This window comes from Actinomycetospora flava (assembly GCF_037400335.1).
Classification (GTDB): Bacteria; Actinomycetota; Actinomycetes; order Mycobacteriales; family Pseudonocardiaceae; genus Actinomycetospora; species Actinomycetospora flava.
The window spans coordinates 149182-174108 of sequence record NZ_JBBEGM010000013.1; the positions used below are offsets into that span (position 1 = coordinate 149182).

The 24927-nt window shown below is 74.0% G+C and carries 24 protein-coding genes; 7 read left to right on the forward strand and 17 right to left on the reverse strand.

The window, feature by feature from the left end; all coding sequences use genetic code 11:
• Positions 1–29: 29 nt before the first annotated feature.
• From WCD58_RS26640 to WCD58_RS26660, 5 genes are all read right to left on the reverse strand, one after another.
• Positions 30–1631, reverse strand: coding sequence for a trypsin-like peptidase domain-containing protein (locus tag WCD58_RS26640; protein WP_337706129.1), 1602 nt, complete (start codon positions 1629–1631; stop codon positions 30–32).
• 46 nt (positions 1632–1677) lie between these two features.
• Positions 1678–2361, reverse strand: a complete 684-nt coding sequence (locus WCD58_RS26645) for a hypothetical protein (protein ID WP_337706130.1) — start codon at positions 2359–2361, stop codon at positions 1678–1680.
• A gap of 197 nt (positions 2362–2558) precedes the next feature.
• Entirely contained in the window at positions 2559–4226 is a 1668-nt protein-coding gene (locus WCD58_RS26650) for a RyR domain-containing protein (protein WP_337706131.1), read from the reverse strand.
• A 152-nt stretch (positions 4227–4378) separates the two neighbouring features.
• Complete coding sequence (locus WCD58_RS26655; RefSeq protein ID WP_337706132.1) at positions 4379–5533, reverse strand: acyl-CoA dehydrogenase family protein; 1155 nt, start codon at positions 5531–5533, stop codon at positions 4379–4381.
• A complete protein-coding gene (locus tag WCD58_RS26660) occupies positions 5533–7125 on the reverse strand; it encodes an AMP-binding protein (protein ID WP_337706133.1) in 1593 nt (530 codons plus the stop codon). The genes WCD58_RS26655 and WCD58_RS26660 overlap by 1 nt, the downstream gene beginning before the upstream one ends.
• Positions 7126–7202: 77 nt before the next feature.
• Between WCD58_RS26660 and WCD58_RS26665 the strand changes: the two genes are divergently transcribed.
• From WCD58_RS26665 to WCD58_RS26680, 4 genes are read left to right on the forward strand one after another with little or no spacing between them, the layout of a single operon-like run.
• The gene (locus tag WCD58_RS26665) at positions 7203–8015 is read left to right on the forward strand and encodes an enoyl-CoA hydratase/isomerase family protein (RefSeq protein WP_337706134.1); all 813 of its coding nucleotides are present in this window, start codon (positions 7203–7205) and stop codon (positions 8013–8015) included.
• Positions 8012–8797, forward strand: coding sequence for an SDR family NAD(P)-dependent oxidoreductase (locus tag WCD58_RS26670; RefSeq protein ID WP_337706135.1), 786 nt, complete (start codon positions 8012–8014; stop codon positions 8795–8797). The genes WCD58_RS26665 and WCD58_RS26670 overlap by 4 nt, the downstream gene beginning before the upstream one ends.
• Positions 8794–9906, forward strand: coding sequence for a CaiB/BaiF CoA transferase family protein (locus WCD58_RS26675; protein ID WP_337706136.1), 1113 nt, complete (start codon positions 8794–8796; stop codon positions 9904–9906). The genes WCD58_RS26670 and WCD58_RS26675 overlap by 4 nt, the downstream gene beginning before the upstream one ends.
• A gap of 17 nt (positions 9907–9923) precedes the next feature.
• A complete protein-coding gene (locus WCD58_RS26680) occupies positions 9924–10508 on the forward strand; it encodes a TetR/AcrR family transcriptional regulator (protein ID WP_337706137.1) in 585 nt (194 codons plus the stop codon).
• Here the strand turns inward: WCD58_RS26680 and WCD58_RS26685 are convergent.
• From WCD58_RS26685 to WCD58_RS26725, 9 genes are all read right to left on the reverse strand, one after another.
• On the reverse strand, positions 10498–11232 hold the full coding sequence (locus tag WCD58_RS26685) for an enoyl-CoA hydratase/isomerase family protein (protein ID WP_337706138.1): 735 nt from the start codon (positions 11230–11232) through the stop codon (positions 10498–10500). The two genes, WCD58_RS26680 and WCD58_RS26685, sit on opposite strands and share 11 nt — an antisense overlap.
• Complete coding sequence (locus WCD58_RS26690) at positions 11229–12410, reverse strand: thiolase family protein (RefSeq protein ID WP_337706139.1); 1182 nt, start codon at positions 12408–12410, stop codon at positions 11229–11231. The genes WCD58_RS26685 and WCD58_RS26690 overlap by 4 nt, the downstream gene beginning before the upstream one ends.
• Positions 12407–13435, reverse strand: coding sequence for an LLM class flavin-dependent oxidoreductase (locus tag WCD58_RS26695; RefSeq protein WP_337706140.1), 1029 nt, complete (start codon positions 13433–13435; stop codon positions 12407–12409). Before WCD58_RS26695 ends, WCD58_RS26690 begins: the two co-directional genes overlap by 4 nt.
• A 10-nt stretch (positions 13436–13445) precedes the next feature.
• Positions 13446–14420, reverse strand: coding sequence for an NADPH:quinone oxidoreductase family protein (locus tag WCD58_RS26700; RefSeq protein ID WP_337706141.1), 975 nt, complete (start codon positions 14418–14420; stop codon positions 13446–13448).
• Positions 14421–14449: 29 nt separating this feature from the next.
• On the reverse strand, positions 14450–14656 hold the full coding sequence (locus tag WCD58_RS26705) for a hypothetical protein (RefSeq protein ID WP_337706142.1): 207 nt from the start codon (positions 14654–14656) through the stop codon (positions 14450–14452).
• Between the two features lie 95 nt (positions 14657–14751).
• On the reverse strand, positions 14752–16125 hold the full coding sequence (locus WCD58_RS26710) for a DHA2 family efflux MFS transporter permease subunit (RefSeq protein ID WP_373696292.1): 1374 nt from the start codon (positions 16123–16125) through the stop codon (positions 14752–14754).
• A gap of 243 nt (positions 16126–16368) precedes the next feature.
• On the reverse strand, positions 16369–17649 hold the full coding sequence (locus tag WCD58_RS26715; RefSeq protein ID WP_337706144.1) for a hypothetical protein: 1281 nt from the start codon (positions 17647–17649) through the stop codon (positions 16369–16371).
• Entirely contained in the window at positions 17646–18851 is a 1206-nt protein-coding gene (locus tag WCD58_RS26720; RefSeq protein WP_337706145.1) for a DUF3500 domain-containing protein, read from the reverse strand. The genes WCD58_RS26715 and WCD58_RS26720 overlap by 4 nt, the downstream gene beginning before the upstream one ends.
• A gap of 109 nt (positions 18852–18960) precedes the next feature.
• On the reverse strand, positions 18961–19941 hold the full coding sequence (locus WCD58_RS26725; protein ID WP_337706146.1) for a hypothetical protein: 981 nt from the start codon (positions 19939–19941) through the stop codon (positions 18961–18963).
• A 281-nt stretch (positions 19942–20222) separates the two neighbouring features.
• Between WCD58_RS26725 and WCD58_RS26730 the strand changes: the two genes are divergently transcribed.
• Together WCD58_RS26730 and WCD58_RS26735 are read left to right on the forward strand one after the other, a co-directional pair.
• Positions 20223–21116: a LysR family transcriptional regulator gene (locus tag WCD58_RS26730; RefSeq protein WP_337706147.1), complete on the forward strand. Its 894-nt coding sequence runs from the start codon at positions 20223–20225 to the stop codon at positions 21114–21116.
• Positions 21117–21224: 108 nt separating this feature from the next.
• Positions 21225–21671, forward strand: coding sequence for a tautomerase family protein (locus WCD58_RS26735; RefSeq protein WP_337706148.1), 447 nt, complete (start codon positions 21225–21227; stop codon positions 21669–21671).
• Here WCD58_RS26735 and WCD58_RS26740 read toward each other — a convergent pair.
• Entirely contained in the window at positions 21660–22502 is an 843-nt protein-coding gene (locus tag WCD58_RS26740) for a PhzF family phenazine biosynthesis protein (protein ID WP_337706149.1), read from the reverse strand. The two genes, WCD58_RS26735 and WCD58_RS26740, sit on opposite strands and share 12 nt — an antisense overlap.
• Positions 22503–22763: 261 nt before the next feature.
• Between WCD58_RS26740 and WCD58_RS26745 the strand changes: the two genes are divergently transcribed.
• Positions 22764–23111 carry a GNAT family N-acetyltransferase gene (locus WCD58_RS26745; protein ID WP_337706150.1) on the forward strand — a complete coding sequence of 116 codons (348 nt, stop codon included), beginning with the start codon at positions 22764–22766 and terminating at the stop codon, positions 23109–23111.
• A 16-nt stretch (positions 23112–23127) separates the two neighbouring features.
• Here WCD58_RS26745 and WCD58_RS26750 read toward each other — a convergent pair whose 3' ends face one another.
• Together WCD58_RS26750 and WCD58_RS26755 are read right to left on the reverse strand one after the other, a co-directional pair.
• A complete protein-coding gene (locus WCD58_RS26750; RefSeq protein WP_337706151.1) occupies positions 23128–23877 on the reverse strand; it encodes a Pr6Pr family membrane protein in 750 nt (249 codons plus the stop codon).
• Between the two features lie 135 nt (positions 23878–24012).
• On the reverse strand, positions 24013–24921 hold the full coding sequence (locus tag WCD58_RS26755) for a LysR family transcriptional regulator (RefSeq protein ID WP_337706152.1): 909 nt from the start codon (positions 24919–24921) through the stop codon (positions 24013–24015).
• Positions 24922–24927: the final 6 nt, after the last annotated feature.

Consider the following 24927-nt stretch of genomic DNA (forward strand, 5'->3'; position numbering starts at 1 on the left):
CCGATCTCGCGAGGCGAAGAGGCAGGGCCTCACCCCGACCGTAGGCGCGGCGGGAAGGTCTTCAGGCCCCTCCTGATCGCCTCGACGGTGATGCCCTCGTTCGCGGCGTAGGTGCCCCCGGCGCTGTTCAGCTGCTTGAGGTCGAGGCCGCCTCCGTGGTGCAGGCCGATCAGCTCCCAGTGGTCGTTGAAGACGGGGCTGCCGGAGCTGCCCGCTTCCGTCGGCGAGCGGTAGTGCACCCAGTGCCGGTCGTAGTCCAGCAGGAGGTTGTCCTGCAGGGAGAACTGCGGTTGGGACAGTCCGCGTGGGTGTCCGATGACGTAGGCGCGCCGGTCCTCCAGCGGCTTGCGGGGGAGCTTCGCGGCCAGCGGAGTGGGGTCGACCCCGTCCGGACGGCCGTCCGGCTCCAGGATCGTGGTGTCCAGCCCGCCGCCGCCGGCCGGACGGGACCAGCACTGACGCCGGACGCGGAAGCGGGCCGGCATCCCCCGGTCGTCGTCGAGTCCGTGGAAGGCGAGAAGCGTGTCCTCCGGATCCAGCTTCTCGGGCACGACGTGGCTGTTCGTCACCACGACGAACGGCGGGAGGGCGTGATGCAGGTCGGGGCCGGCGACGAGGAAGCCGGTGCCGATGCCGGCGCCGCTGCGGTTCTGGACGCTCGCCACGGCCCGGCAGCGCTTGAGCCCCTGCCGGTACCACTCGAGCGACTGGAAGCGGTCGGCTCCGAGGATCTGCTCCAGGCGGAGACCTCGCAGGTCGCCGTCGACCCGCGAGGCCCGGACGTCGGTCGGCTCCACGGTCACCTCTCCCCCGCCGCCGTCGAGCAGGGCGGACCGCAGCTGGGCGAGCAGCTCCGTCCCCGGCGAGCTGAGGGTGTCGAGCTCCCACAGCGTCAGGAGCTGACGGTGGAAGGCCGCGACCGTGAACCCGCTGGGGCCCGCGGCGAGGAACGCCTCGGCCCGCTCGATGGCCTCCTCGTGCCGCCCGAGCGCGAGAGCACACTCGCACGCCGTCAACTCCGTCCAGGCGTCCGTGTCGGACTCGTCGACGACCTGCAGCACGGCGACGGCCAGATCGGCCACGGCCGGCGGCCGCGGACTGAGCTCGAAGCCCTCGCGGCGTGCGCGCGCCAGCAGCGCGACCGCGTTGATCCCGTGCCAGGTGCGCTTCGGATCCTCCCAGTACGAGGTCAGATAGGCCTCGAGTGACCGGTCGAAGTACTGACGGCGGCGAACGGGCTCGTCGCACGCGAGGAAGAGCTCCTTGTAGCAGCGGCCGATCCCGCCGCGCGCCTCGACGTGGTCGAACTCCGGGAGGGCTCCGTCCGCGGCCAGCTCCCCGTAGAGGCGGAGCGCGGCGGCGGGCCGGCCGCGGTCGACCAGGGCCTGCGCGTAGTACCGGCGGATCGCCGGCGCGGCCTCCTCGTGCGCGAGCGCGGCGTCGGCCACGATCTCGAGCTCCGTGTACCGGAGGGCCTCGCGGAGGGTCCGCAGGACGACACCCACGGCGTCCGGGAGGACCGGGGCGGCGTAGAGGTGGTCGGCGTAGGCGCGCGCCAGCTCGTCCACCGTCGCCCAGTCGAAGGCGGTGGTCGCCGACCGGAACTCCTTGATCCAGTTCTGCCGGATCACGCGCGCCTCGCATCCACCTCGAGCCGGACCCGGTACCCAGCGACGATCAGGCCCCCGTGGCCCGATCGTCGCGACGCGACCGCCTCGCCGGATCGCTCTCCGGGATCAGGGCGGCCCAGGCGCTCGCCAGGTTCCCTCTCGCCGGAGCGGCCTCGAGCTCGACCCCGGTGTCGATTCCTTCCGAGGCCTGCCAGTCGAGGCGCTTCTCGACGATCTTCGCCATGGTCTCGGCCGGCTTCGCGATGCCGAGGTGATGGACCACCTGGACGATGGGGAACAGCAGCGGCCTCGTCCGTTGCAGATAGCGATCCGCATTCGTCGCGGCCATGTGCTTCGGCAGGATCTGCGCGCACCACAGCACCGTGATCGTGGTCCACACGATCGTGAAGGTCTTCAGGAAGAACTCGCTGTTCTCGTCGATCACGTAGTTCGTGAACAGAACGGGAACCACTTCGGGTTCCGCCAAGATCGTCGCAACGGTGACGATCAACGCCACGAAGAGCTGGCGGGCGGCGAGCCATCCCGCGAGCTCCGACTGCGCGCGGTCCGGGAAGAGCTGGTTCCAGCGGTCGATGACCGCGACCTCCAGGCCCTCCATGCCGGCGAGCACGGCCATCAGCAGGATCGCGATGATGCCCTTGATCAACGGAGCGGGATGGCCGGCGCCCAGCGCGTGGACGATGCTCGCGATCCAGAGAACGGTCAGGATCACCCACAGGACGAAGAGCACCCAACCGACGATCGTTCGTACCGCTTCTCCCGCTCCGGACGCATGCCGCTCACTCGCCATCGTGTCCCCCACAAGAGCCCCGACTCCGTACAGTGACGGTCGCAGGAATTGTGCGAGGTGGTCAATCCGCCGTTCGAGACCTCATCGCCGTGTCGCCTCTTCTCTTCGCGACAGAACGCGGTCGCACTTCTCCGCGTCTAGGAGATCGCCGGGCCGCCCCTGATGATCTGTAGCCCCGCCCGACGGAGGTGGTCCGGGATCGCGGCCACGACATCGCGGTCCTTCTGCCGCGCGGTCTCGTCGAGCTCGTCCCACGTCACGAGGTCCGGGTGGGTGAGCGACACGTCGTCACGCTCCCCGTGGCGCCACCCCCGTCCCCGGCGTTCCCTCGCCCACCGCTCGTGCTCGGCCTTCGCGAGCTCCTCGACCTCGCCGGCGTCGAACTCGAACGGGGTGTCCGCGGCGTCGCGGGGCACGACCGCACAGCCCAGGGCGCGGAGCTTGTCGCTGATCGAGAACGCCTGCGCCAGGTTCGCCTGGCGGAGGTCGTCGGGCAGGTCGCCCCACGGGACGGTGGACGGGTTGTCGTCGACGGTCTCGCCCCGGCGGCGGGCCGCGCGGACGTAGCCGTCGTGCGCGGCGCGGGCGATGTCGAGGTAGAGACCCTGGCGCAGCGACGTCACCGCGTAGACGTGCTCGGTGCTGTTGAAGACGTGGAAGCGGGCACGGCCGATCGAGGACACCGCGAAGTCCTCGCCGGTGATCGTCGCGCCGAGGCTCGTGCTGGAGCCGACCACCACGACGACGTCGACGGAGCAGTCGCGCAGGGACCTCATCAGCCGGAGCCCGGCCTGGACGGCGACGAGGTCGTCGTCGACGCACACGATCGCGACCGCGAGATCGTCCGGCACGTCGGCCCCTGGCGCGTCGGACGCCGTGGCCACCGACAACGGGGCCGACGAGAAGCGGCGGTCGGCGCGCCGGTCCATCTCCCCGACGACCGCGTCGAACTGCACCCCGGACCCGAGGACCAGCACGGAGCCTGCGTGGTCCCCGACGGGCAGATGGAGGTCCAGGAGCCGGCGTGCCGCCCGGTCTGCGGGGACGAAGACCTCCACGCGGACGGCCGACTCGGAGGTGAGCTCGTGCGCCGCGAGCGCGGCGCCCAGGGCGGGTGACGTCATCTCCAGGTAGCACGGCGGAGGTTCCGCCACGCCCTCGAGGACGTTGCGCAGCCCCGCTGTCACGTCGGCGTTCAGGGTGCTGTCTCCGGTGGCGACGACGATCTCCCGGGCGCGGTGCACCCGCGCTTCCCGCAGGACCTGCGCGTTCCGGGGATCACCGCCGACACCGAGGACCCGCACCCTGGCGTCGGCGACATCCGCATGACGGGGAGCCCCGTTGCCGATGGGCGAGCCGTCGACCATCACGCAGGTGCGGCCCTCCTCGGCGACGCTGCGGGCGACGAGCAGGGCCGACGTGCCCCGCCCGCACACCACCGTGTGGTCGTGGAGCCTCCGTGCGCGGACCGCGAAATAGGTCGAGTCGTAGACCGCCTTCGCCGTCAACCACACCGCGAGGAACGTGGTCGACGGCGCGAGGAACCGCGCGATGTCCAGCTCGACCGGGAGGTCCGATGCCTGCTGCAGCGGCGCCGAATCGAGCAGGAACAGTTGCAGGGTGTAGTAGAGGATGTCGGTCCACCCGTCGCCGGCCTCGACGCCGGGCGCGGGCAGGAAGCGTGCGAAGCCGACGATCCCCAGGATCAGCGCGACGAGCGCGACGACCCCGACCGCGAGCCGGGCGAGGGCCTCCCTCTCGCTCGACCGGAAGCCGGCGTCCGCGGCACCGTTGGGCGTCGTCATCCAGCGTCGACGCGGCGGTCGAGTCGCTCCACGTCGTCCCCCACCTGGTGGTCCGGCCCCTCGCGAGGGAGCCTACGGCGGGTTCCGTGCACGGCAAGGATCCCGCGTCCGACAACCTCGAGCCGCCGCTCCGGTGCCCTCCCCCGCCCGCCTCACGACTCCAGGGCCGACCGGCCGAGGACGTCGCGCGCGATGACGAGCTTCTGGATCTGCGGGGTGCCGTCGCCGATCTGGTAGCCGGAGACGTCGCGCAGGAGCGCCTGCAACGGCATCTCCTCGGACCAGCCGACGTGCCCGTGGAGCACGACGGCCTCCTGGATCGCGGCGAACGCCACCCGCGGCGCCCACCACTTGAGCATGGCGGCCTGGGTGGTGTGGGGCTCGCCGGCCATGCGCAGGCCGAGGGTGCTGTAGGCCAGCGCCCGCACGGCCTCCAGATAGGTGGTGTGCTCCGCGATCGGGAACGACACCCCCTGGTTCACCGCGATCGGGCGGCCGAACGCCTCCCGCTCCGTCGCCCACGACGCCGCCAGGTCGAGCGCCCGCTGGGCGGCGCCGACGCAGGTCAGCGCGATGACCGTCCGGGAGAGGTCGAACTCGGCCAGGATCCGCTGGAGACCGTCGCCCGGCGCGGCCAGCACGCGCTCGTCGGGCACGAACGTGCCGTCCATCGTCACCGAGCCGCGGCCGAGCGGCTTGAAGCCCGGGTCGGCGAAGCGCTGCGACGAGACGGTCTCCTCGGCGGTCTCGACGAGGAAGCACCCGATGCCCCGCGCCCGGCTGCCCGGCTCGGTCTGCGCGAGCACGATCGCCACGTCGGCGTGGGGAGCCTGCGTCACCGACGTCTTCTCCCCGGTCAGCCGCCAGCCGCCGTCGACCCGGTCGGCGCGCGTCCGGAGCGCCGCGGCGTCCGAGCCGCCAACGGGTTCGGTGACCGCGTAGCAGGCGAGGGCGTCGCCGGTGGCGATGCGGGCGGCCCAGTCACGGACCGCCGGCTCGGGGTGTGCCGCCAGGAGGGGCACGACGAGGTTGGTCGCGAACAGCACGTAGCCGAGGTTGGGGTCGGCGTACCCGACCTCCTCGCACGCGAGGCCGAGGGCGATCAGGTCGGCGCCCTGCCCGCCGTGCTCGACGTCCAGGACGAGGTCGAGCAGCCCGGCCGCGGCGAGGCGCTTGACCTCCTGGTGCGGGAACTCCTCGCCGCCGGCCCGCCGGAGGTAGCCGGGGAGGAACTCGGTGCGGGCGAGGTCGCGGACGGTGCGCCGGAACGTGCGGTGGTCCGCGTCGAGGACGAAGGGCGCCGCCATCAGTGCACGTTCCTGGTCTGGCCGGCCCAGTGCACGGCGCGCAGGGCCTTCTTGTCGATCTTGCCCACGCCCGTGGTCGGGAGCTCGGGCACGATCCGGACCTGCTTGGGCGCCTGGTGGGGACCCTTGCGCTCGCGGACGAGCGCGGTGAGCGCGGTGACGTCGACCTCGGCACCCGGCCGGGCCACGACGAACGCGGCGACCGCCTCGCCCCAGCGGTCGTCCGGCACGCCGACCACGGCGGCCTGCGACACCGACTCGTGCCCCGTCAGCACGTCCTCGATCTCGCGCGGGTACACGTTGAAGCCACCGGTGATGATCATGTCCTTCTTGCGGTCGACGAGGTGCAGGAAGCCCTCGGCGTCGCGCACCGCGAGGTCGGTGGTCCGCAGCCAGCCGCCCCGCAGCGCCTGCGCGGACTCCTCCTCGCGCTGCCAGTAGCCGTTCATGACCGCGCGCGAGCGGATGCAGACCTCGCCCACCTCACCGTCGGCGACCGGCATCCCGTCGTCGTCGTGGAGCTCGATGCGCACGCCGGCCACCGGACGCCCGCACGACGTCAGCAGGTCGGGCCGGCCGACCGGGTCGTGCTCGTCCTTGCGCAGGCTGGTGGCCATGCCGATGGACTCGCTCTGCCCGTAACCCTGCAGCATGACCGGCCCGAACGCCTCCTGCGCCTCCGCGAGGCGCTGCGGCGTCATCGGGGCGGCGCCGTAGCAGAGCGTCTCCATCGACGAGAGGTCGCGCGACGCCGGGTCCGCCTTCTCCAGCAGCGCGTAGATCATCGTCGGGACCATGAACGTGAAGTTCACGCGCTCGGTCTCCACCGCGGTGAGCCAGGCGTCGGGGTCGAACCCCTGCTGCAGCACGACCGTGCCCCCGCGGACCAGCGTCGCGGTCACCGGGAGCACCGCCGCGTGGGTGATCGGCGAGGCGGCCAGGTAGACGGGGCGCTCCGGCAGTCCCCACGAGTTCGTCACCGACTGCGCCAGCTGCACCAGGGCGCGGTGCGGGATGACGGCGCCCTTCGGCGTGCCGGTCGTGCCCCCGGTGTACTGCAGCCACGCCGTGGTCTCCTCGCCGAGGTCCGGGGCGCGCAGGGCCCGCGCGGGCGCCTGCGCGCCGAGCTCGAGCAGGTCGGGACCGGCCTCCGACGGACCGAGGGACACGAGGTGCCGCACGGAGGCGGCGCGCTCCGCGACGGCGGCCGCCCGCTCCGCGTAGGCGGGGTGCGCGACCAGGACCTCGATCCCGGCGTCGTCGCACAGGAAGATGTGGTCCTCGAGCGACGACAGCGGGTGCAGCCCGGTGTAGCGGGCCCCGTTCAGCACCGTCGCCGTCTGAACGACGAACACCTCGGGCGCGTTCGGGCTGAGCACCCCCACCGCGCTGCCCTCGCGCACACCGAGCCCCTCGAGCACCGACTGGGTGCGCGCGACGCGGTCGGCGATCTCGGCGTAGGTCGCGCGGCGGTCGCCGAGCACGAACGCGTCGCGGCGCGGATAGCGGGTGAGGGCCTCGACGACGACGTCGCCGTAGGAGGGGCCGACCGCCCAGGGCGGGGTCGTCATCGGTGGTGCCACGGGAGCCACGTCGCTCTCCCCTCGTGTCGGGGCGGGAACGCGGGCAATCTTGACTTATCAGTTAGTATTCTGCAAGCCTCCTCGCCATGTCCTCGTCCGAAGCCGTGCTGCGGGAGCGCCGCGGCGCCGCGCTCTGGCTCACCCTGAACCGCCCCGACGTGCTCAACGGGCTCGACCAGGACGTCCTCGACGGCCTCAGCGCGGGCCTCGACGCGGCCGAGGCCGACCCCGATGTCCGGGCCGTCGTCGTCGCCGCCGCCGGACGCGCGTTCTGCGCCGGCGCCGACCTCGCCTACGCCCGGGCGCTGGCCGACGCCGACCCGCCCCCCGGCGCGGCGAGCGCGACGAACGCTTTCCTGCACCGCGTGCGCACGGTGCTCGACCGTCTCGAGGCATTCCCGCGGCCGGTGATCGCCGCGGTCAACGGGCTCGCCGTCGGGGGCGGCCTGGAGCTGGTGCTGGTGTGCGACGTCGCGATCGCCGCCCGGTCCGCGCGGCTGGGCGACGGGCACGCGGTCTACGGGCAGGTGCCCGGCGGCGGCGCGTCGGCCCGGCTCGTCCGCCGGCTCGGGCTCGCCACCGCCAAGCACCTCATGTTCACCGGCACGCTGTTCCCCGCCGAGCGCTTCCGCGGCACCGACCTGCTCGTCGACGTGGTCGACGACGACGACCTGGTCGGCGCGGTCGACGAGCTCGTGGCGGTGGTCGCCGCCCGCAGCCCCCTCGGGCTGGCGGCGATGAAGCACCTCGCGAACGCCGCCGTCGACACCCCGCAGGCGGTCGCGCTGACGCGCGAGCTGGAGGTCGCCGCCCTGCACGAGCGCTCCGCCGACTGGCGCGAGGGCATCGCCGCGTTCGCCGAGAAGCGCACGCCCGTCTTCCCCGGGAGCTCCCGATGAACGTCCTCGACATGACCGGCCGCACCGTGCTCGTCACCGGCGCCGGGCAGGGCGTCGGCCGGCAGGTCGCGCTGCACTGCGCCGCCCACGGCGCCGCCGTCGCCGTCAACGACTTCCACGCCGACCGCGCCGAGGCCGTCGCCGCCGAGCTCGCGGAGGCCGGGGCGAAGGCCGTCGGGCTGCCGGGGGACGTCACCGACCTCGACGGCGTCACCGCGATGGTGGCGGAGGCCGGGCGGGCGCTGGGCCCCGTGGACGTGCTGGTCAACAACGCCGGCAACGCCGGGCCCGCCGAGGACCCGCTGTCGCACACCCCGCCGTTCTGGGAGACCGGACCCGAGGACTGGCAGCCGTGGATCGCCACCAACTTCTACGGCGTGCTCAACGCCTCCCGCGCGGTCCTGCCCGGGATGGTCGAGCGCGGCTACGGGCGGATCGTCACGGTGATCTCGGACGCCGGCCGGACCGGCGAGGCGAACCTCGCCGTCTACGGCGGCGCGAAGGCCGGCGCGGCGGGCTTCTGCCGCGGCCTGGCGAAGGCCGTCGGACGCCACGGCATCACGGTCAACTGCGTGGCCCTGTCCACGATCGAGACGCCCACCATCGCGCCCGCGATCGCGGACCCCGAAGTCGCGAAGAAGATGCTGCGCGGGTACGTCGTGCGCCGCTTCGGGCAGCCCTCGGACGCCGCGAACGCCGTCCTGTTCCTCGCCTCGGACGCCGCGTCCTGGGTCACCGGGCAGACGTACCCGGTCAACGGCGGATACGCGATCACGCCGTGACGCCGCTCCACGGCTGCCAGGTGGTCAGCCTCGCCGAGCAGTACCCGGGCCCCTTCGCGACCCTGCTGCTGTCCGATCTCGGTGCCGACGTCGTCCAGGTCGAGCGCCCGGAGGGCGGCGACCCGGCGCGGGCGTTCCCCGGGCACTTCGCGGCCCTGGCCCGGGGCAAGCGCTCGGTCGCCCTCGACCTCAAGTCCGACGCCGGGCGCTCCGCGTGCCGGGCGCTGGTCGACCGGGCCGACGTGCTGCTGGAGGGGTTCCGGCCGGGGGTCCTCGCGCGGCTCGGTCTCGACCCGGCCGAGCTCACCGGGACCAACCCCGGGCTCGTCGTCGTGTCGGTCTCCGGCTTCGGCCGGACGGGGCCGCGCCGCGACCAGCCGGCGCACGACCTGACGTTCCAGGCGCTCGCCGGGCTATTGGACCCGGCCTCGCCGGCGATGCCCGGGCTTGCGCTGGCCGACCTCGCCGCCGGGCTGTTCGCGACGGTCGCGGCGCTGACCGGACTGGCGGGGCGCGCCACGGGTGGGCAGGGCGGGCACTACGACGTCGCGATGCTCGACGCGGTCATGGCCCTCGCGATGACCCGCCTCGTGCCCGCCGCGAACGGGATGGCGCCCGACCGGCTCGGCGACGACCCCGGCTACGGGCTCTTCGCCACGGCGGACGGGGGCTGGGTGTCGCTGTCGATCGCCTTCGAGGACCGTTTCTGGCGCGACCTGTGCACGGCCGCCGGCCTCCCCGACCTCGCCGACGTCCCGGGCGCCGACCGCGTCGCCCGGCGCGAGGAGCTGCGCGGGCGGCTGGCCGGGCGCTTCGCCGAGCACGACCTCGCCCACTGGCGGACGGTCCTCGACGGCGTGCCGTGCACCGCCGTCGTGCGCGGGCCGGACGAGGTGCTCGCCGACCCGCAGATCGACGCCCGCGGTCTGCTCGCACCCGTCGGCGGCCAGAGGTTCCTGAGCCAGCCGCTGGTGGTCGACGGCGAGCGGCCCGGGCCGCGGCGCGGCGTGCCGGGGCTCGGGGAGCACACCGCCGAGGTCCTCGGCGAGGCCGGCGTCGACGCCGACACGCTCGCCGCGGTGCTGGCCGGCCTGCCCGCCCGATACTGACCGGGCAGTATTGCGCCATGGCACGAGGACGGGCGACCGACACCACCGCGCTGGTCGCCGCGGCGGCCGAGACCTTCCGTCGCAAGGGCTACCGCAACGCGACGATCGACGACATCGCCGAGGCGGCGGGCATCTCCCGGCCGACCGTCTACAAGTACACCCGCAGCAAGCAGCACCTGCTCGACCTCATGGTCGACGAGGTCACCGGCGACATGGGGCGCCAGCTCGAGGAGGTCATGGACAGCGGCGAGCCGCCGACGGCCCGCCTCCGGCAGATGATCAAGACGCACATCGAGTCGGCCACGGAGAACCGCACGTTCTACGCGATCGTCTTCTCCGAGGAGGTCGAGCTCTCCGACGCCGGACGGGCCGCGTTCCGCGCGTGGGCGCACGCCCGCACCCAGGACTTCCGCGTCCTGCTGGAGGAGTGCCTGCCGCCCGGCTCGCCGCTCGACCCGACGGTCGCGGCCAACCTCGTGCTGTCGATGCTGTCCACCCTGTTCCGGTGGTACGACCCGGACGGGCAGGTCGGGCCCGACGAGCTCTCGCGGCAGATCGAGGTCCTGCTCGGCGCGCTGCTGCCGAGCGAGGTCACGACGTGAGCACGCCCCGCGCGCACGCCACCTGACCTCGCGCCGCGATCGCCAGGGAGGTGGCCGGGTCGGACGCCCGGGTGGCCGCCTTCGTCGGGGCGAGGGCGGCGCGCGGCGCCGCGGCGAGGGCGTGCGCGTAGGCCAGGGCCTCCGCGTCGACGTCCGTGGCCGTCCGCAGGGCGAGCCCCATCGCGACGGCCTCGGTGCCGTCGAAGCGGCGCGCCGTGAGCACGAGGTCGAGGGCCCGTTCGAGGCCGACGAGCGACGGCAGCGCGGTCGTCGCGCCGAGGTCCGGGACCGCGCCGAGCCCCACCTCCGCGACGGCGAGCACGGCGTCCGGGGCGACGATGCGGACGTCGCAGGCGAGCGCGAGCTGGATGCCGGCGCCGATCGCGTAGCCACGGACGGCGGCGACGACGGGGAACGGTGCCGCGCCGATCCACGTGAACGCGTCCTGCGCCTGGGCGATCGCGGCCAGCGCGGTGGCCTCGTCGGCGTGCGCGATCCGGTGCAGGAAGCCGCCCGGCTCCCGCTCGGCGAGGTCGAGCCCGGAGCTGAACGACGGCCCCTCCCCCGCCACGACCACGGCGCGCACGCCCTCGTCGGCGACGAGCTCGGCCCCGGCCGCCCGGAGCTCGGCCCACAGGCGCGGGGTCTGCGCGTTGTGGCGCTCCGGGCGCGCGAGCACGAGCCGCGCGACCGGCCCGTCACGCTCGACCCGCAGGGTGGTCACGCCGCACCCAGGATCGTCACGGAGGCGGCCGCGGCGTCCGGGCCGACGTAGCCGCCGGCGTTCTCCGCCATCCCGATGCGGGCGCCCTCGACCTGACGCTCCCCGCAGCGCCCGCGCAGCTGGTCGGCCAGCTCGACGAGCTGGCCGAGCCCCGTGGCGCCGATCGGGTGACCCTTGCTGCCGAGCCCGCCGCTCGGGTTGACCGGCAGCCGCCCGCCCAGCGTCGTCGTGCCGTCGCGCAGCAGCCCGACCGCTCCGCCGGCCGGGGCCAGCCCCAGCTCCTCCAGCACGATCAGCTCCGCGGGCGAGGCGGCGTCGTGGCACTCGAGGACGTCGACGTCACCGGGCCCGACGCCCCCCATGGCGTAGGCGCGGCGCGCGGTCTCGGGCACCACCTCGCCGTAGCTGCCGGCCCGGCCGGCCCCGACGACCGTGGCGAGCAGCCGCACCGGCGCCGCGCCCCACTGGCGGGCGATCTCCGGCGTGGTGATCACGGCCGCGGCGGCGCCGTCCGACATCGGCGCGCACATCGGGAGCGTCAGGTCCCCGCTGATCCGGCGGGCGGCCAGTACCTCGTCCACCGTGAGCGTGGCGCCGTACTGGGCGTCCGGGTTCAGGGCGCCGTGCGCGTGGTTCTTCACCGCGACCCGGGCGAAGTCCTCGGCCGTGGCGTCCGTGCGCTCGGCGTACCAGCGGGTCCAGCGGGCGTAGAGGTCCATGAACACCGAGCCGCTGCCCGACGTGCCGAGGTCGTCGCGGATCTCGTCGAGGCGGTCCTGGTCGAGCGCCGCGGTCATGACGGCGAACGCCCGCGACCGGTCGGTGTGGTTGAGCTTCTCGGCGCCGATCGCCACCGCGACGTCGACCTGCCCGGCGGCGACGGCGAGCCACGCCTGGTTCACCGCCGTCGACCCGGTGGCGCACGCGTTCTCGACGTTGACCAGCGGAACGCCGTCCAGCCCGGTGCCGCGCACGGCGTGCTGCCCGCGGACGGACTCCTGGCCGTACACGACCCCGGCGCCGCTGTTGCCGTAGACGACCAGCCCGGCGTCCGCGGGCGAGGCGCCCGCGTCGCCGAGCGCGGTCGACACGGCCTCGCCGACCAGCGAGCCGAACGTCCGGTCCAGGTGCCGACCGAAGCGGGTGCTGCCCACCCCGGCGATCACGACGTCTCTCATGCGAAGGCTCCTGCCAGGGCGTCGAGGACCGCGGGTCGGTCCCCGAACGGGGTGGCGACGAGGGTGTCGACGCCGGCGTCGGCGAACGCGCCGAGCCGCTTCTCCAGCGTCGAAGGGGTCGCCGCGACGGTCACGGTGTCGATCAGTTGCGGGGTCAGCGCCGCCGCGGCGCCGGTGCGGTCGCCGGCGAGGAAGCGCTCCTGGCACGCCAGCGCGCTCGCGCCGTGCCCGTAGCGCACGGCGAGGTCGACGTAGAAGTTCGCGTCCTTCGCCCCCATGGCGCCGAGGTAGAACGCGACGATCGGGCGCAGCGCGTCGCGGGCGGCGTCGAGGTCGTCCTCGACCGCCACGGGGACCATCGGCGCCACCGTCAGGTCCGCGCGCTGCCGGCCGGCGGTCGCGATGCCCTCGAGCAGCGGGGCCGTGAGCTCGTCGGCGTGCTCGGGGCTGAACAGGAAGGGCATCCAGCCGTCGGCGATCTCCCCGCACTGCGCGACCGTGCGCGGCCCGCCGACCCCGAGGTAGACCGGCACACGCTCCTGCACGGCACCGGGACCGAGCATCTTCAGCGGCTTGCCGAGGCCGCGCCCGTGGGGGGTCGGGATCGTCCACTCCCGCCCCGCGTGGGTCAGCCGCTCCCCCGACAGCGCCGCGCGCACGATCTCGACGTACTCCCGCGTGCGGCGCAGCGGCGCGGTGAAGGGGACGCCGTACCAGCCCTCCGACACCTGCGGCCCCGAGAGCCCGAGGCCCAGCAGCAGGCGCCCGCCGGAGATGCGGTCCAGGGTCGCGGCGGCCGTCGCGGCCGCCGACGGGGTCCGCGCCGGGATCTGCAGGATCCCCGAGCCCAGACGGACCCGCTCGGTCAGGGCCGACAGCGCGCCGAGCAGCGCCACCGCCTCCTGGCCGTAGCCCTCGGCGACCCAGACGGAGTCCGCGCCGAGCGCATCGGCGCGGCGGGCGAGCGCGACCTGCTCGTCCCACGAGAACCACGGCCAGTACGCGACCGAGACGCCCCAGCGCATCGCTCCTCCTTCAGGATCCGGGGTGCAGCACGACCTTGCCGAGCACCCGCCGCCCGTCGACGGCGGCGAGCGCGTCCGCGGCCCGGGCGAACGGGTAGACGGCCGACACCGGCGGGGACAGGGCGCCCGCGCGTAGGTGCGGCGTCAGCTCCCGCCACTGCGCGGCGACGAACCCCGGCTCGGCGAACGCTGGCATGCCCCACCCGACCCCGCGCACGTCGGTGTTGGACAGCAGGAGCCGGTTCACCGTGACCGTGGGGATCGCCCCCGCGGTGAACCCGACGACCAGCAGGCGCCCGCCCCGGGAGCGCAGGCAGCGCAGCGAGTCGGTGAACCGGTCGCCGCCCACCGGGTCGACTACGACGTCGACCCCGCGACCGCCGGTGAGCTCGGCGACCTCCGCGCGGAACGCGGCGGCGTCGACGACCTCGTGCGCCCCCGCCTTCCGGGCGAACGCCGCCTTCTCCGGCGTGGACGTCACGGCGAGCACGCGCGCGCCGAGGGCCGCGGCGAGCTGGATCGTCGCGGTGCCGATCCCGCCCGCGGCACCCTGCACGAGCACCGTCTCGCCGGGACGCAGCCCGCCCCGCTCCCCCAGCGCGAAGTGCACGGTCAGGTAGTTGATCGGCAGGCACGCGCCCTCGTCGAACGAGAGCGAGTCGGGCAGCGGGAGCACCAGGTGCTCGGGCGCCGCGACGACCTCGGCGAAGGCGCCGATCGGGAGCACCGCCGCGACCCGGTCGCCGGGACGGTGCGACGAGGACGCCGGTGCCGCGAGCACGACCCCCGCACACTCGCCGCCGAGGACGAAGGGCGGGTCGTGTCGCTCCTGGTAGGCGCCGCGGGTGTGCAGGACGTCCGGGTACGCAACCCCCGCCGCCCGCACCTCGATCAGCACCTCGTCGGCCCCGGCCTCGGGTGCCGCGACCTCCGCGCACACCACGCCCGCGGGCCCGTCGAACCCGTCGACCCTCACCGCTCTCACGGGCAGGACCCTCGCACAATATTAACTAACTAGTCAATATTGACGCGGGTCCGACCTCGCCGCGCCCCGCCGCAGGACAGGCACGAGCCGCCCTGGTCGATGAAGGCCTGTTGCACCGTGTCCGCGACCGCGACGGCCGCCGTGGCGTCGCTGTTGAGCGACACCGCCGCGACCGCGGTCGCTGCGCCCGCGAGCCCGAACAGTTCCCGGCGGTTGATGCCCTCGTACCGCGTCATGCCCCCACGCTCCATCGGCGATCTCGGCTCCGACAACGCAACCTGCGGGTCTCTCCCATGCGCGCGACGCATGCTGGTGGCGGGACGGAGCACGGTCATGGCCGGCTTCCGGACAGCGCGAGCTCCGGCTCCTCCAGCAGGCGCGACGTCCGTCGGGCGGTGCGTTGCGCCCAGCTGCTCGAGGTGAGGAAACCGACGACGGCGACGACAGCGCCGCAGCCGGCGAGGATCCACCAGGCGAGGTGGCTCGCGGCGGGAAGGTCGGTCACGACGTTCGCGGAGACGTGTCCCGCGACGGCCGTGCCGAACACGGCGACGCCCAGGGACGCCCCGACCTGCCGGCTCGCCGCCGCCACCCCCGAGGCCACACCGGCCTGGGACCGGGGCATCCCCGCCACCGCGGTGTCCGAGATCGCCGGATTGATCATCCCGAAGCCGAGGCCGAAGACCACGTACGCCAGCACCAGCCATCCCATGTCGCTGTCGGCGCGCAGGCCGGTGAGCATCAGTCCGCTCAGCCCCAGGCCGACGCCCGACGCCACCAGCGAGATGCGCGGACCCCGAGTCGCCACCAGCCACCCGGACAACGGCGCCATCGCGAAGATGGCGAGCGCCCCGGGAAGGGTGACCAGACCGGCGTTCAGCGGGCTGAGACCGCGCACGTCCTGGAGGTAGAGCGCGTTGAGGAACAGGAAGCCGCCGAGACCCGCGAACCCGCAGACCGCGACCACGGTCGCCCCGGAGAACGGCGCGCTGCGGAAGAACCGGGGATCCAGGAGCGGCTCGCGGCGGCGTCGTTCGTAGACGACGAAACCGACGGCGCTCAGCACGGCGACGCCGAAGAGGCCGAGGATCAGAGCAGAGGACCAGCCGTGGCGCGGCGCCTCGATGACCGCGTAGCACAGACTCGCCAGCAGCACGATGACCAGCACCTGGCCGACCGGGTCGAGCCGGCGGGCACGGGGCGCCCGGGACTCGGGCACGGCCAGCGCGGTCAGCACGATCGCCGCGACGCCGACCGGGACGTTGATCCAGAAGATCGATGGCCACCCCACGGCGTCCACCAGCGCTCCCCCGATCACCGGGCCGAGGGCCATCGCCAGCCCGACCACCGCACCCCAGGCCCCGATCGCGCGCGCCCGTTCCCGGGGGTCGACGAAGGTGTTCGCGATGATCGACATGGCGACCGGGTTGAGCATCGAGCCGCCGACGGCCTGCACCATCCGGAACGCGACGAGCCATCCGACGCCCGGCGCGAGGCTGCACAGCAGCGACCCGAGCGTGAACAGCGCCAGTCCCACCTGGAAGACGCGCCGCCGACCCACACGGTCGGCGATCGAGCCGGAGAGCATCAGCAGGCCGGCCAGCACGAGCGCGTAGGCGTCGACGACCCACTGCAGCTCCGAGACGCCCGTCGAGAAGGTGCGGGCGATCGAGGGCAACGCCAGATTGACGATCGTCGTGTCCATCGCGACCACGAACAGGCTCAGACAGCAGATCGCCAGGACCACCCACCGGCGTCGCGCGTCGACCGCCGCGCCCGGGTCGGCGGAGGGACCGGTGGACGCCGTCGTGGTCGCGGGCGGCGCGACCCGCCCGCTGATCTCCGTGCTGTGAGGCATGGGTCAACGGTTCACGCGGCCGCTGGTCGGGACCAACGCAGATCGTGGGTCGGACCCATGCGCCGGACGCATGCGCGCCGTGGTGACCGATCACCAGCGGACGAGCGTGGAGAGGCCGGAGACGACCATGCCGGCACCGACCACGGCCACGACGACCGCGGACGCGAGGGGAAGGCACACCGCCGCGCGACGGAGACGCGAGCCGGTCCCGCGGGCGAGGCGCGTCCCGGCGACGACCAGGACCAGGCCCAGCCCGACGAGCACCGCGGCGAGGCCGGCGCTGAAGGCCACGAGCATCCCGAGCCCGAGAGCCGTCCGCCCGACGCCGACGGCGAGCAGCAGGACCCCGAGCGCCTCGGGGCACGGGATCAGCCCGGCGGCGACGCCCAGGGCGAGCGACCCGCGCGGCCGCCGATGTCCGTGCCGGTGCCCATGTCCGTGTCCCGTCGGCGGTCGTCGTCGCACGAGCCGGCGGAGTCCGACGACGAGGACGACGACGCCTGCGACCGTCGCGAGGACCGGGGTGACGGCGTCCGGGATCACCCACGGCGCCGCCGCCAGCAGCACCAGCCCGAGCGCGAGCACCGTCGCCGTGTGCGTGACGGTGAGGACCGCCCCGAGGTGCACCGCCCGCCACGGCGTGGCGCCCGTCCCCACGAGGTGCGCCGCGAGCAGCGCCTTGCCGTGTCCGGGGCCCAGGGCGTGCAGCGCGCCGAGCAGCGTGCAGACCGCCAGGAGCGCGACCAGCGCCCACGGGCCGGCGAGCGGCCGGCGCAGCGCCTCGAGCATCGGGTTCCCCGACGACCCGGCCGGCGCCGCGGGAGCCGGCGCCGCGGTCGCGGCGTCGTTCAGCCGGGCGGTCAGGGTGCGCCCGCCGTCGGCGTGGGCGATGTCGCCGACCGGGACCGGGTCGGACGGCACGAGGACGCCGGCCTGGACGACGGTCGGGGCCGGGTCGTAGGCGTCGTGCACCGCCAAGCGCCGCGCGCCACCGGGGAGGTCCGCGGCCCAGGTGAGCGTGATGGTGCCGCCCCCGGCGGCGAGCAGGGGCGCCGGCGGGTAGCGCTGGTCGGTGAGGCGCAGCGGGAGGCGGACCCCGTCCGCCTCGACGACGAGGTGGTGCCGCACGAGCTCGGCGTGCGCGCCCGTCTCGGACGGCGAGAGCACGCCGTCGCCGTCGACGTCGACGGCGGACACGAAGGCCGGGGCGACGAGGACGTTCGGCGAGATGTCGAGCTGCACGGTCAGCCCGGACCGGGCCGGGGTGACGAAGAGCTGCTGCACGGTCTCGTCCAGCGGATGCGCGGCCGCCGGCGCCGCGAGGAGGACCGCGCCGAGCAGCGACCCGACGAGCACCAGGAGCGCCCTCATCGGCCGGGTCGTGCGACGTAGTCGCTCCCGGGCTCGCGGTAGACCGCGTGGATGTGGGTGATGCCGCCCGACGCGAAGCCGCCGCCCTGCTGGTGGGCGAACTCGATCACGAACGTCGGGCCCTGCACCCGGTAGTAGACGGGCTCGCCGATCGTCGTGGCGCCGGACCAGGCGAACGTCGTGCTCGCCAGGTTCTGCTCCACCGCGGCGAGCTTCGGAGCCGCCTGCTCGCCGTGGAGGGGCCGGATCCACTCACCGACCAGGTCGAGGAGCAGGCGCTGCTGCTCCGGGGTGAAGGTGGCGGCGCTGACGCCCTCGGGGGCGAGGGTGCGGCCGTCGCGGCCGGCGCCGAGGACGAGATCGGTGACGGGGGTGTCGAGGAGGGCCTGTTGTTGCTGGGTCGCGTCGAGGGCTCCCATCATGGCGAACGCCCGGGTCGTCTCGCCGCACAGGGGCTCGGCGCTCGTCCCCGCCGCGGTGTACGACGACGGCTGAGCACCCCAGAACGTCGGGGCGAGGGTCATGGCCCCGCCGTCGACGGTGATGTTCAGGGCCAGGTGGTGGCCGCCGTACTGGACGGTCCACGGCCCCGACGGCCCCGGCGTGCCGAGGATCCGGAACCAGTAGTGGGTGGCCCCGAAGCCCTGGTCCGACCCGGTCGTCGACGCGAGCACCCCGTCACCGGTCGTGATCTGGCGGACCTGCTCGTAGCCCTCGGGACTCAGCGCGGCGCGCAGGACACCGAAGGCCGCGGCCTGCTGCCCGGCGTCGAGGGCGTCGACCCGCAGCCCCTGACGATCGAACAGGTCGTCGGGCAGGTTGGACCACTGCCCGAGATTTTGCGGGGTCCGCTCGCCGGAGACGGCGGCGCGCTGCGACGCGTCGAGGAGAGCGAGGAAGCTCTGCGTCGCCTCGAGCACGGCGGCGGCAGCACCCGGGGTCGTCGACGCGGCCGGCGGCGTGCCGCAGTCCGCGACGGAGGTGGCGTTGGCGGCCTCCTCCCCGTCCACCGACCCGTCGCCGTTCACGGCAGCCGCACCGGGCGCGGGGGCAGTAGCGGCGGGCGCGCTCGATCCCGGCCCCGGCCCCGAGGACGAGGGCGCCGACGAGCACGCCCCGACCGCGAGGACCGAGGCGAGGGCGAGGGCGAGCAACCGCGCGGTGCGGGCCATGGTCCATCGCCACGGCATCGGGACGGTCACGGGACGCTCCTCGGTCAGCTCGTGCGGACAGGCCGATCCTTTGCACCCGGACCCCGCCACCCGCCCCGCCGCCGCGTTCCGTGGGGGGAGCGGAACGCGGACGGCGGCGTCAGGTGGCGGGGCCGGGCCCGGCCCAGGAGCCGACGAGCTCGTCGCGGTTCCTGGTACGCGTGTCCGCCGGGGCGGGGCCGGTCCCCACGTCACGGGCCGCCGCGGCGGCGGCGTCGAGCGACGCCCGGGCGGAGCGCTCGTCGGGGGGTTGGGTGGAGAGGACGGCGAGCACGTAGCGCCCGCCGGCCTCGAGGAGCCCCGCGGAGTGCAGGTCGAGGGCGCCACCCCGGCGGCAGGCCCACCCCTGCTTCGCCTGGGCGCTGCCGCGGCGCGCGGGCTCGAGGAGCCCGAAGCCCTGGTCGAAGCCGTCGGCGGCGATGCGGGGGGCGGCCGCCAGGTCGCCGAGGACCAGATCCCGGTCGGCCGGCTCGAGCCGGTCGAGGATGTAGCCGTAGAGCGCCGCCACGTCGCGGGCGGAGGTCCCGGTGTCGCCCCACCGTGACTCGTCGGCGGGCGGCACGGTCTCCCGGAGCCCCACGAGTCGCGCCACCCTCACGACTCCCCCGGGTCCGTCGAAGCGGGTCCATAGGTCGTTCATAGCGTCGTCGTCGCTCGGTCCGAGGGCGCGACGCAGCAGCTCGACGTCGGCGGCGGTCAGCTCGATCTCGTCGTGGTCGCGGCGCGTGAGGACGTCGACCGCCGTCACCAGCTTGGCCAGCGACGCCGACCGCATCACCGCGACGCCCCGGTCCCCGAGCGCGATCTCGCCGTCACAGCGGTCGAGCACGGCGATCCCCGTCACGGCGTCGATCCGCCCGGTCGAGACCCGCTGCGCGGCGTCGACCATGAGACGGGCGGGGAGAACCGACGACGCGCGCGCCGCGCAGTCGTCCGGCGGTGGCGACGGCGACGGCGACACGGGGGGCGGGTCGGCGCTGACCACCCGCGGGACGAGCACGAAGACGAAGAGGACCAGCGCGGCGAGGAACATGACCACGGCGACGAAAGGCCCGACGGCACGGGACCGCTCGGGGATCACGGCGCGAACGGCGGCGGTGCCGCGGTCCCGGCACCACGGAAGTGGAGCATCACGACGGGAGAATCGTGGACCCGGCCATTCGACTCACGAATGGTGTGATTCTCCGCCTGATCGTCGTCCGCAGGCGCCGTCACCATCCTCACGGAGCCGGTCATGAGATCGATCTCCTCCCACCCAGTTCCTGTCCTACCGACCGGGACGATTCTGTCGATCCGGACAGACGGCGCCAACGCGAACTGCGGATGTAGGCTATGCACGTGACGCATGCCGACCTCGGTCTCGTGCACGAACTGCGCGCCCTCGCCCTCCTGCTCGAGGAGCGCAACGTCACGCGGGCCGCGCTGCGATTCCACCTCAGCCAGTCGTCGATGAGCCGGACGCTGCAGCGCCTCCGCTCGCTGTTCGGCGACGAGCTGCTGGTCAGGGCGGGGAGCGACTACGAGCTGACCCCGCGAGCGCGGCACATGCAGCGCGAGCTCGCCGTCCTCCTGCCGCGCCTGGAGAACCTCGTCGCGGGCCGCACCTTCGATCCGTCCACCGCCACGGGAATCGTGCGCATCATCGGCACCGACTACACCCTCGCCACACTCGGACCACACCTCCTGCCCCGCATCCTGGAGTCCGCGCCATTGCTGGAGTTCCGGATCGAGCAGCGCGACCACGACAGTTACACCGATCTCGAACGCGGACGCGCCGATGTCGCCCTGTCGGTGATGCGGCCCGCCCATTCACTGAGATGGGAGCAGGTCTTCACCGACGACGTGGTCTGCGTGGTCGCCGACGACCACGCGGTGAACGACGAGCGATTCTCTCTCGACGAATATCTCGCGGCGCGCCACGTCGCGGTCACCCTCGTCAACGACGACCAGCCCATGATCGAGCGCTGGCTAGAGGGGGTCGGCCACACGAGAACGATCGCGCTGCGGGTCGCGCACTTCACCTCGGCGCTCGGGGCCCTGCCGGGCACCCCGCTCGTCGCGACCATCCCGCGGCGGATGGCCGAGAAGCTGGCCCAGAACGATCCACGCCTCCGGCTCGTCGAAGCCCCGGAACGGTTCGATGCGATCCCGTACGGCATGGTCTGGCATCCCCGGCTCGACGCCGACCCGATGAACTCCTGGCTCCGCGAGATGCTCCGCGCCGCGGCGTCCGACCTGACCTCCGGTCGAGCCTGAGGACGCCCGAACGTCGCCGTGCACGCCCGCGACCGCAGCCGGACCGACTGGTCCCGGACCGTCTGGTCCGTTAGGGTTCGTCGCCGGCGCCGACGAAAGGCGGTCCTCGTGCCCCTCTGGACCATCCACCACAGCGCGGGATGTCTCGACCTCGACGACCGGCAGGCCCTGGCCTCCGGCATCACGGAGCTCTACGGCATCCTCCCGGCGTTCTACGTCGGTGTCGTGTTCAGCGAGGCCGCCCCGGGTTCGTTGTTCATCGGCGGCACGGCCCGCGCGCGCTTCGTCCGGCTCGCGGTCGACCAGATCGCGCGGACCCTGCCCGACGCGGCCGCGCGCGACCGGTGGATCGAGAAGGTGGGCGACTACCTGACACCCTTCATGGCCGATCGCTCCCTCGACTGGGAGCTGCACATCGACGAGACCTCGCGCGACCTCTGGCTGATCCAGGGGATGCGCCCCCCGGGAGCGGGCACGCCGGGCGAGCGTCTGTGGGCCGAGCGCGACGCGCCGGTGCCCCACGGCGACGCACGACCGACGTCGTCAGCCGGCTGAGGGGCGCAGGTCGGCGGTGCCGGCGATCCCGACGACGGTGTCCCCGCCCACCCACACCTCTCCGTCGACCTCGGCCACGTGGATGCGACCCCGTCGGTGGAGCCGGGTCCCCTGGGCCGCGACGTAGCGGCGCGGCAGCCGCCCGGCGCCGATCAGCCACTGGGCCAGGGAGGCGTTCAGGCTGCCCGTCACCGGGTCCTCCCCCAGCCCGTTCTGCGGCACGAACGCCCGCACCTCGAGGGCGACCGGAGCTCCCGGCTCGTACGGGCCGGCGACGCCGATCGAGCCGAACGGGGCGAACGCCGTCCGGTCGGGCTCGAGCGCGAGCACCGCAGCCGCGTCGCGCAGCAGCAGCGCCACCCACCCCGGACCGTTGTCCACCCACTGCGCGTCCACGACCGCCTCGAGCCCCACCCCCAGGGCCCGCGCCAGGTGCGCCACGTCCGCGCCGTCGACCGGCCCGCCGCGGACCAGCGGCGGGGCGGCGAACGCCAGCCGGGCCCCCTCCCGCCGGACCTCGACCAGGCCGACCCCGCACTCCTGGACCACGCGATCCCTCGCCGGCTGCCCGCCCGCCTCGAGCCAGGCACGCGCCGACCCCAGGGTGGGATGCCCGGCGAACGGCAGCTCCCGGACCGGGGTGAAGATGCGGACCCGGTAGTCCGCCGCGGGCGTCGTCGGCGCGAGCAGGAACGTCGTCTCGGCCAGGTTCGTCCACCGCGCGAACCCCGCCATCGTCTCCTCGGAGAGCCCGTCGGCGTCGTGGACGACCGCGACGGCGTTGCCCCGCGTCAGCTCGTCGGCGAAGACGTCGACCTGGTGGAAGAGCATCCGTGCTCCCTGTCGGTGTCGATTCCGGAACGGCCACGCCGTCGACCTCGACGGAGGAGTCTGCCCGGTCCCGGCGTGATCGTCGTCGGTACGCCGCCGGCCGATGAATCCGTCGGTCACGGTGGGCGCGTCGTGGCCGCCCAGGTCGACGACCAGGTGCTTTCCGCGGGCGACCGATTGCGTGCCCGATCCACGGTGGAGCCGGCCGCCCTAGCGTGCTGATCATCCGCCGTTCGACCGCACACTTCGGGAAGGCCGACCATGGATGAAACGGAGACGAGCAGTTCCTCATCGCCCGAGGTCTCCCGGGCTCCGGAGTCGAGTCGCTACGAGGTCCGTGTGGGCGGCGAGCTCGCCGGACTGGCCGCCTACCTCGACCGTGGCGAGCAACGGATCTTCTACCACACGGAGATCGCCGACGAGTTCGCCGGACGTGGCCTCGCCGACGTCCTGGTCGCCCACGCCCTCACCGACACGCGCGCCGCCGGTCGACGCATCGTCCCCGTCTGCCCGTACGTCGCCCGGTGGGTGCGGAAGCACCACGACGTCGACGACGTGCTGGACCCGGTGACCCCGGCAGCACTCGGCGCGGTCCGCACCATCGCCTGACGGCCGGTCCATGTGCTCATGGACGCGCGCTCGCGGCCGCCGAACGAGGTCCGTCCGCTCCGTGATCTCGCCGCGGAGCCGAGCCGATGGTGCGGAACCGGTCGAGTCCGGCGAAGACCGCCACCAGGACGACGGCCACCACGAGGACGAACGCGGTGTTCCGGATCGAGGCCCAGTACCCGATCTCGTCGACGTCCAGGAACGGGTAGGGGTACCAGCCGACCAGCGCGCCACGGATGAAGGTGTAGGCGATCCAGAGCATCGGCCAGAGGAACGCCCAGGCCACGGTGCTGCGGTCGATGCGGGGGCGCGGGCCGAAGAGCAGCCAACCGAGCAGGGTCGCCCACGGGGCGATGTAGTGGAAGCCGATCGTCGCGGCGAGCTGCCACCCGGTGGGGTGGACGTAGCGGATGAGGACCAGGTCGAAGACCAGCCCGGTGATCGTGATGCCCAGCAGTGCGTCGAGCCGGAGGATGCGCCAGATCCGACCGTCCCGGGCGGGGTCGACCACCAGGGTGATCGCCGCGATCAGCACGAGGATGTTGCTCTGGATGGTGAAGTAGCTCAGCGTCTGGATCACGCGGGTACCGATCCCGACCGAGGCGACGGCCTCGCCGGTGTTGGGATCGGGGCCGCCGGTGAGGATGAGCCCCACCTGGATGACCAAGGCAGCGGCGACGTCCACGGCGATCAGCAGGTGCCAGACGCGGGACGCGGTGCCGGCGCGGCGAGGTGGTGACGTCGGTGGCGTGTCGGTGGCGGTCATGGTGTGTGCCTCGTGGTCGTCGGGCCGGGATGATCGCTGGTGGCCCGGACTCTTCACGAGGAACGGCGAACGGCAAGGTGTCGACACCCGAAAGTGACCGCGCCGCACAGGGGCCGACCCGTGCGTGCGCGATGGTCAGGCGGCGTAGCGGGCCAGCTCGTCGTGCAGCGCGGTGACCATCGCGGACGCGGCGGGTGACCGGTCCCGCGCGGTGAGGATCACGGTCTCCCGCCGGTGCACGAGCGCGGGATCGGTGACGTGGAGCCACCGCACACCGGTCGGCACGATGTCGGCGGCGAGCTGGGGCACGACGGTGACACCGAGACCCGCGGCGACCATTCCGAGGCGGGACGACCAGCCGCGGGCCTCGTACGCCACCGTCGGTCGGTCGATCGTGGGCCACGGCCCGAACTGCGGGTCGCCCTCGCCGCCCACCCCGACGATCCAGCGCGCGTCGGCGATCTCGACGACGTCGACCTCGTCCCGGCCGGCGAGCGGATGCGCGGCGTGCACCGCGATCCCCAGGCCTCGCCGGATCGGCACGACCTCCCGCCGGAGCCCGTCGAGGTCGTGATCGGGGAGCCCTTCCCCGATGGCGACCACGGCGACCTCGGTCCGGCCCGATCGCAGGCGTCGCACCTGCGCTGGGCTGCTGCCCTCCCACAGCGTCACCGCGAGTCCCGGGTGGTCGGCCTGCAGTCGGACCATCGCCCGCGGCACCAACGATGCGGACGCGGTGGGGTAGGCACTGACGGTGAGCCGGCCGGCCAGCCGATCCTGCAGGCCGGCCAGCTCGGACTCGGTGGCCTCCACCTGGGCGATGACCTTGCGCGCGTGGGCCAACAGCACCGTTCCCGCCCGCGTGGGCCGCACACCTCGGGCCTCGCGCTTGAACACCGGGCTACCGACCGCGGCCTCCGTGGCGCTGATCTGCCGCGACACCGCGGACTGGGTGTAGCCGAGCGCCGCCGCCGCCGCGGTGAACGATCCCCACCGGGCGACCTCCACCGTCACGCGCAGACCGACCAGGGTCAACTCCGACATGAGCGG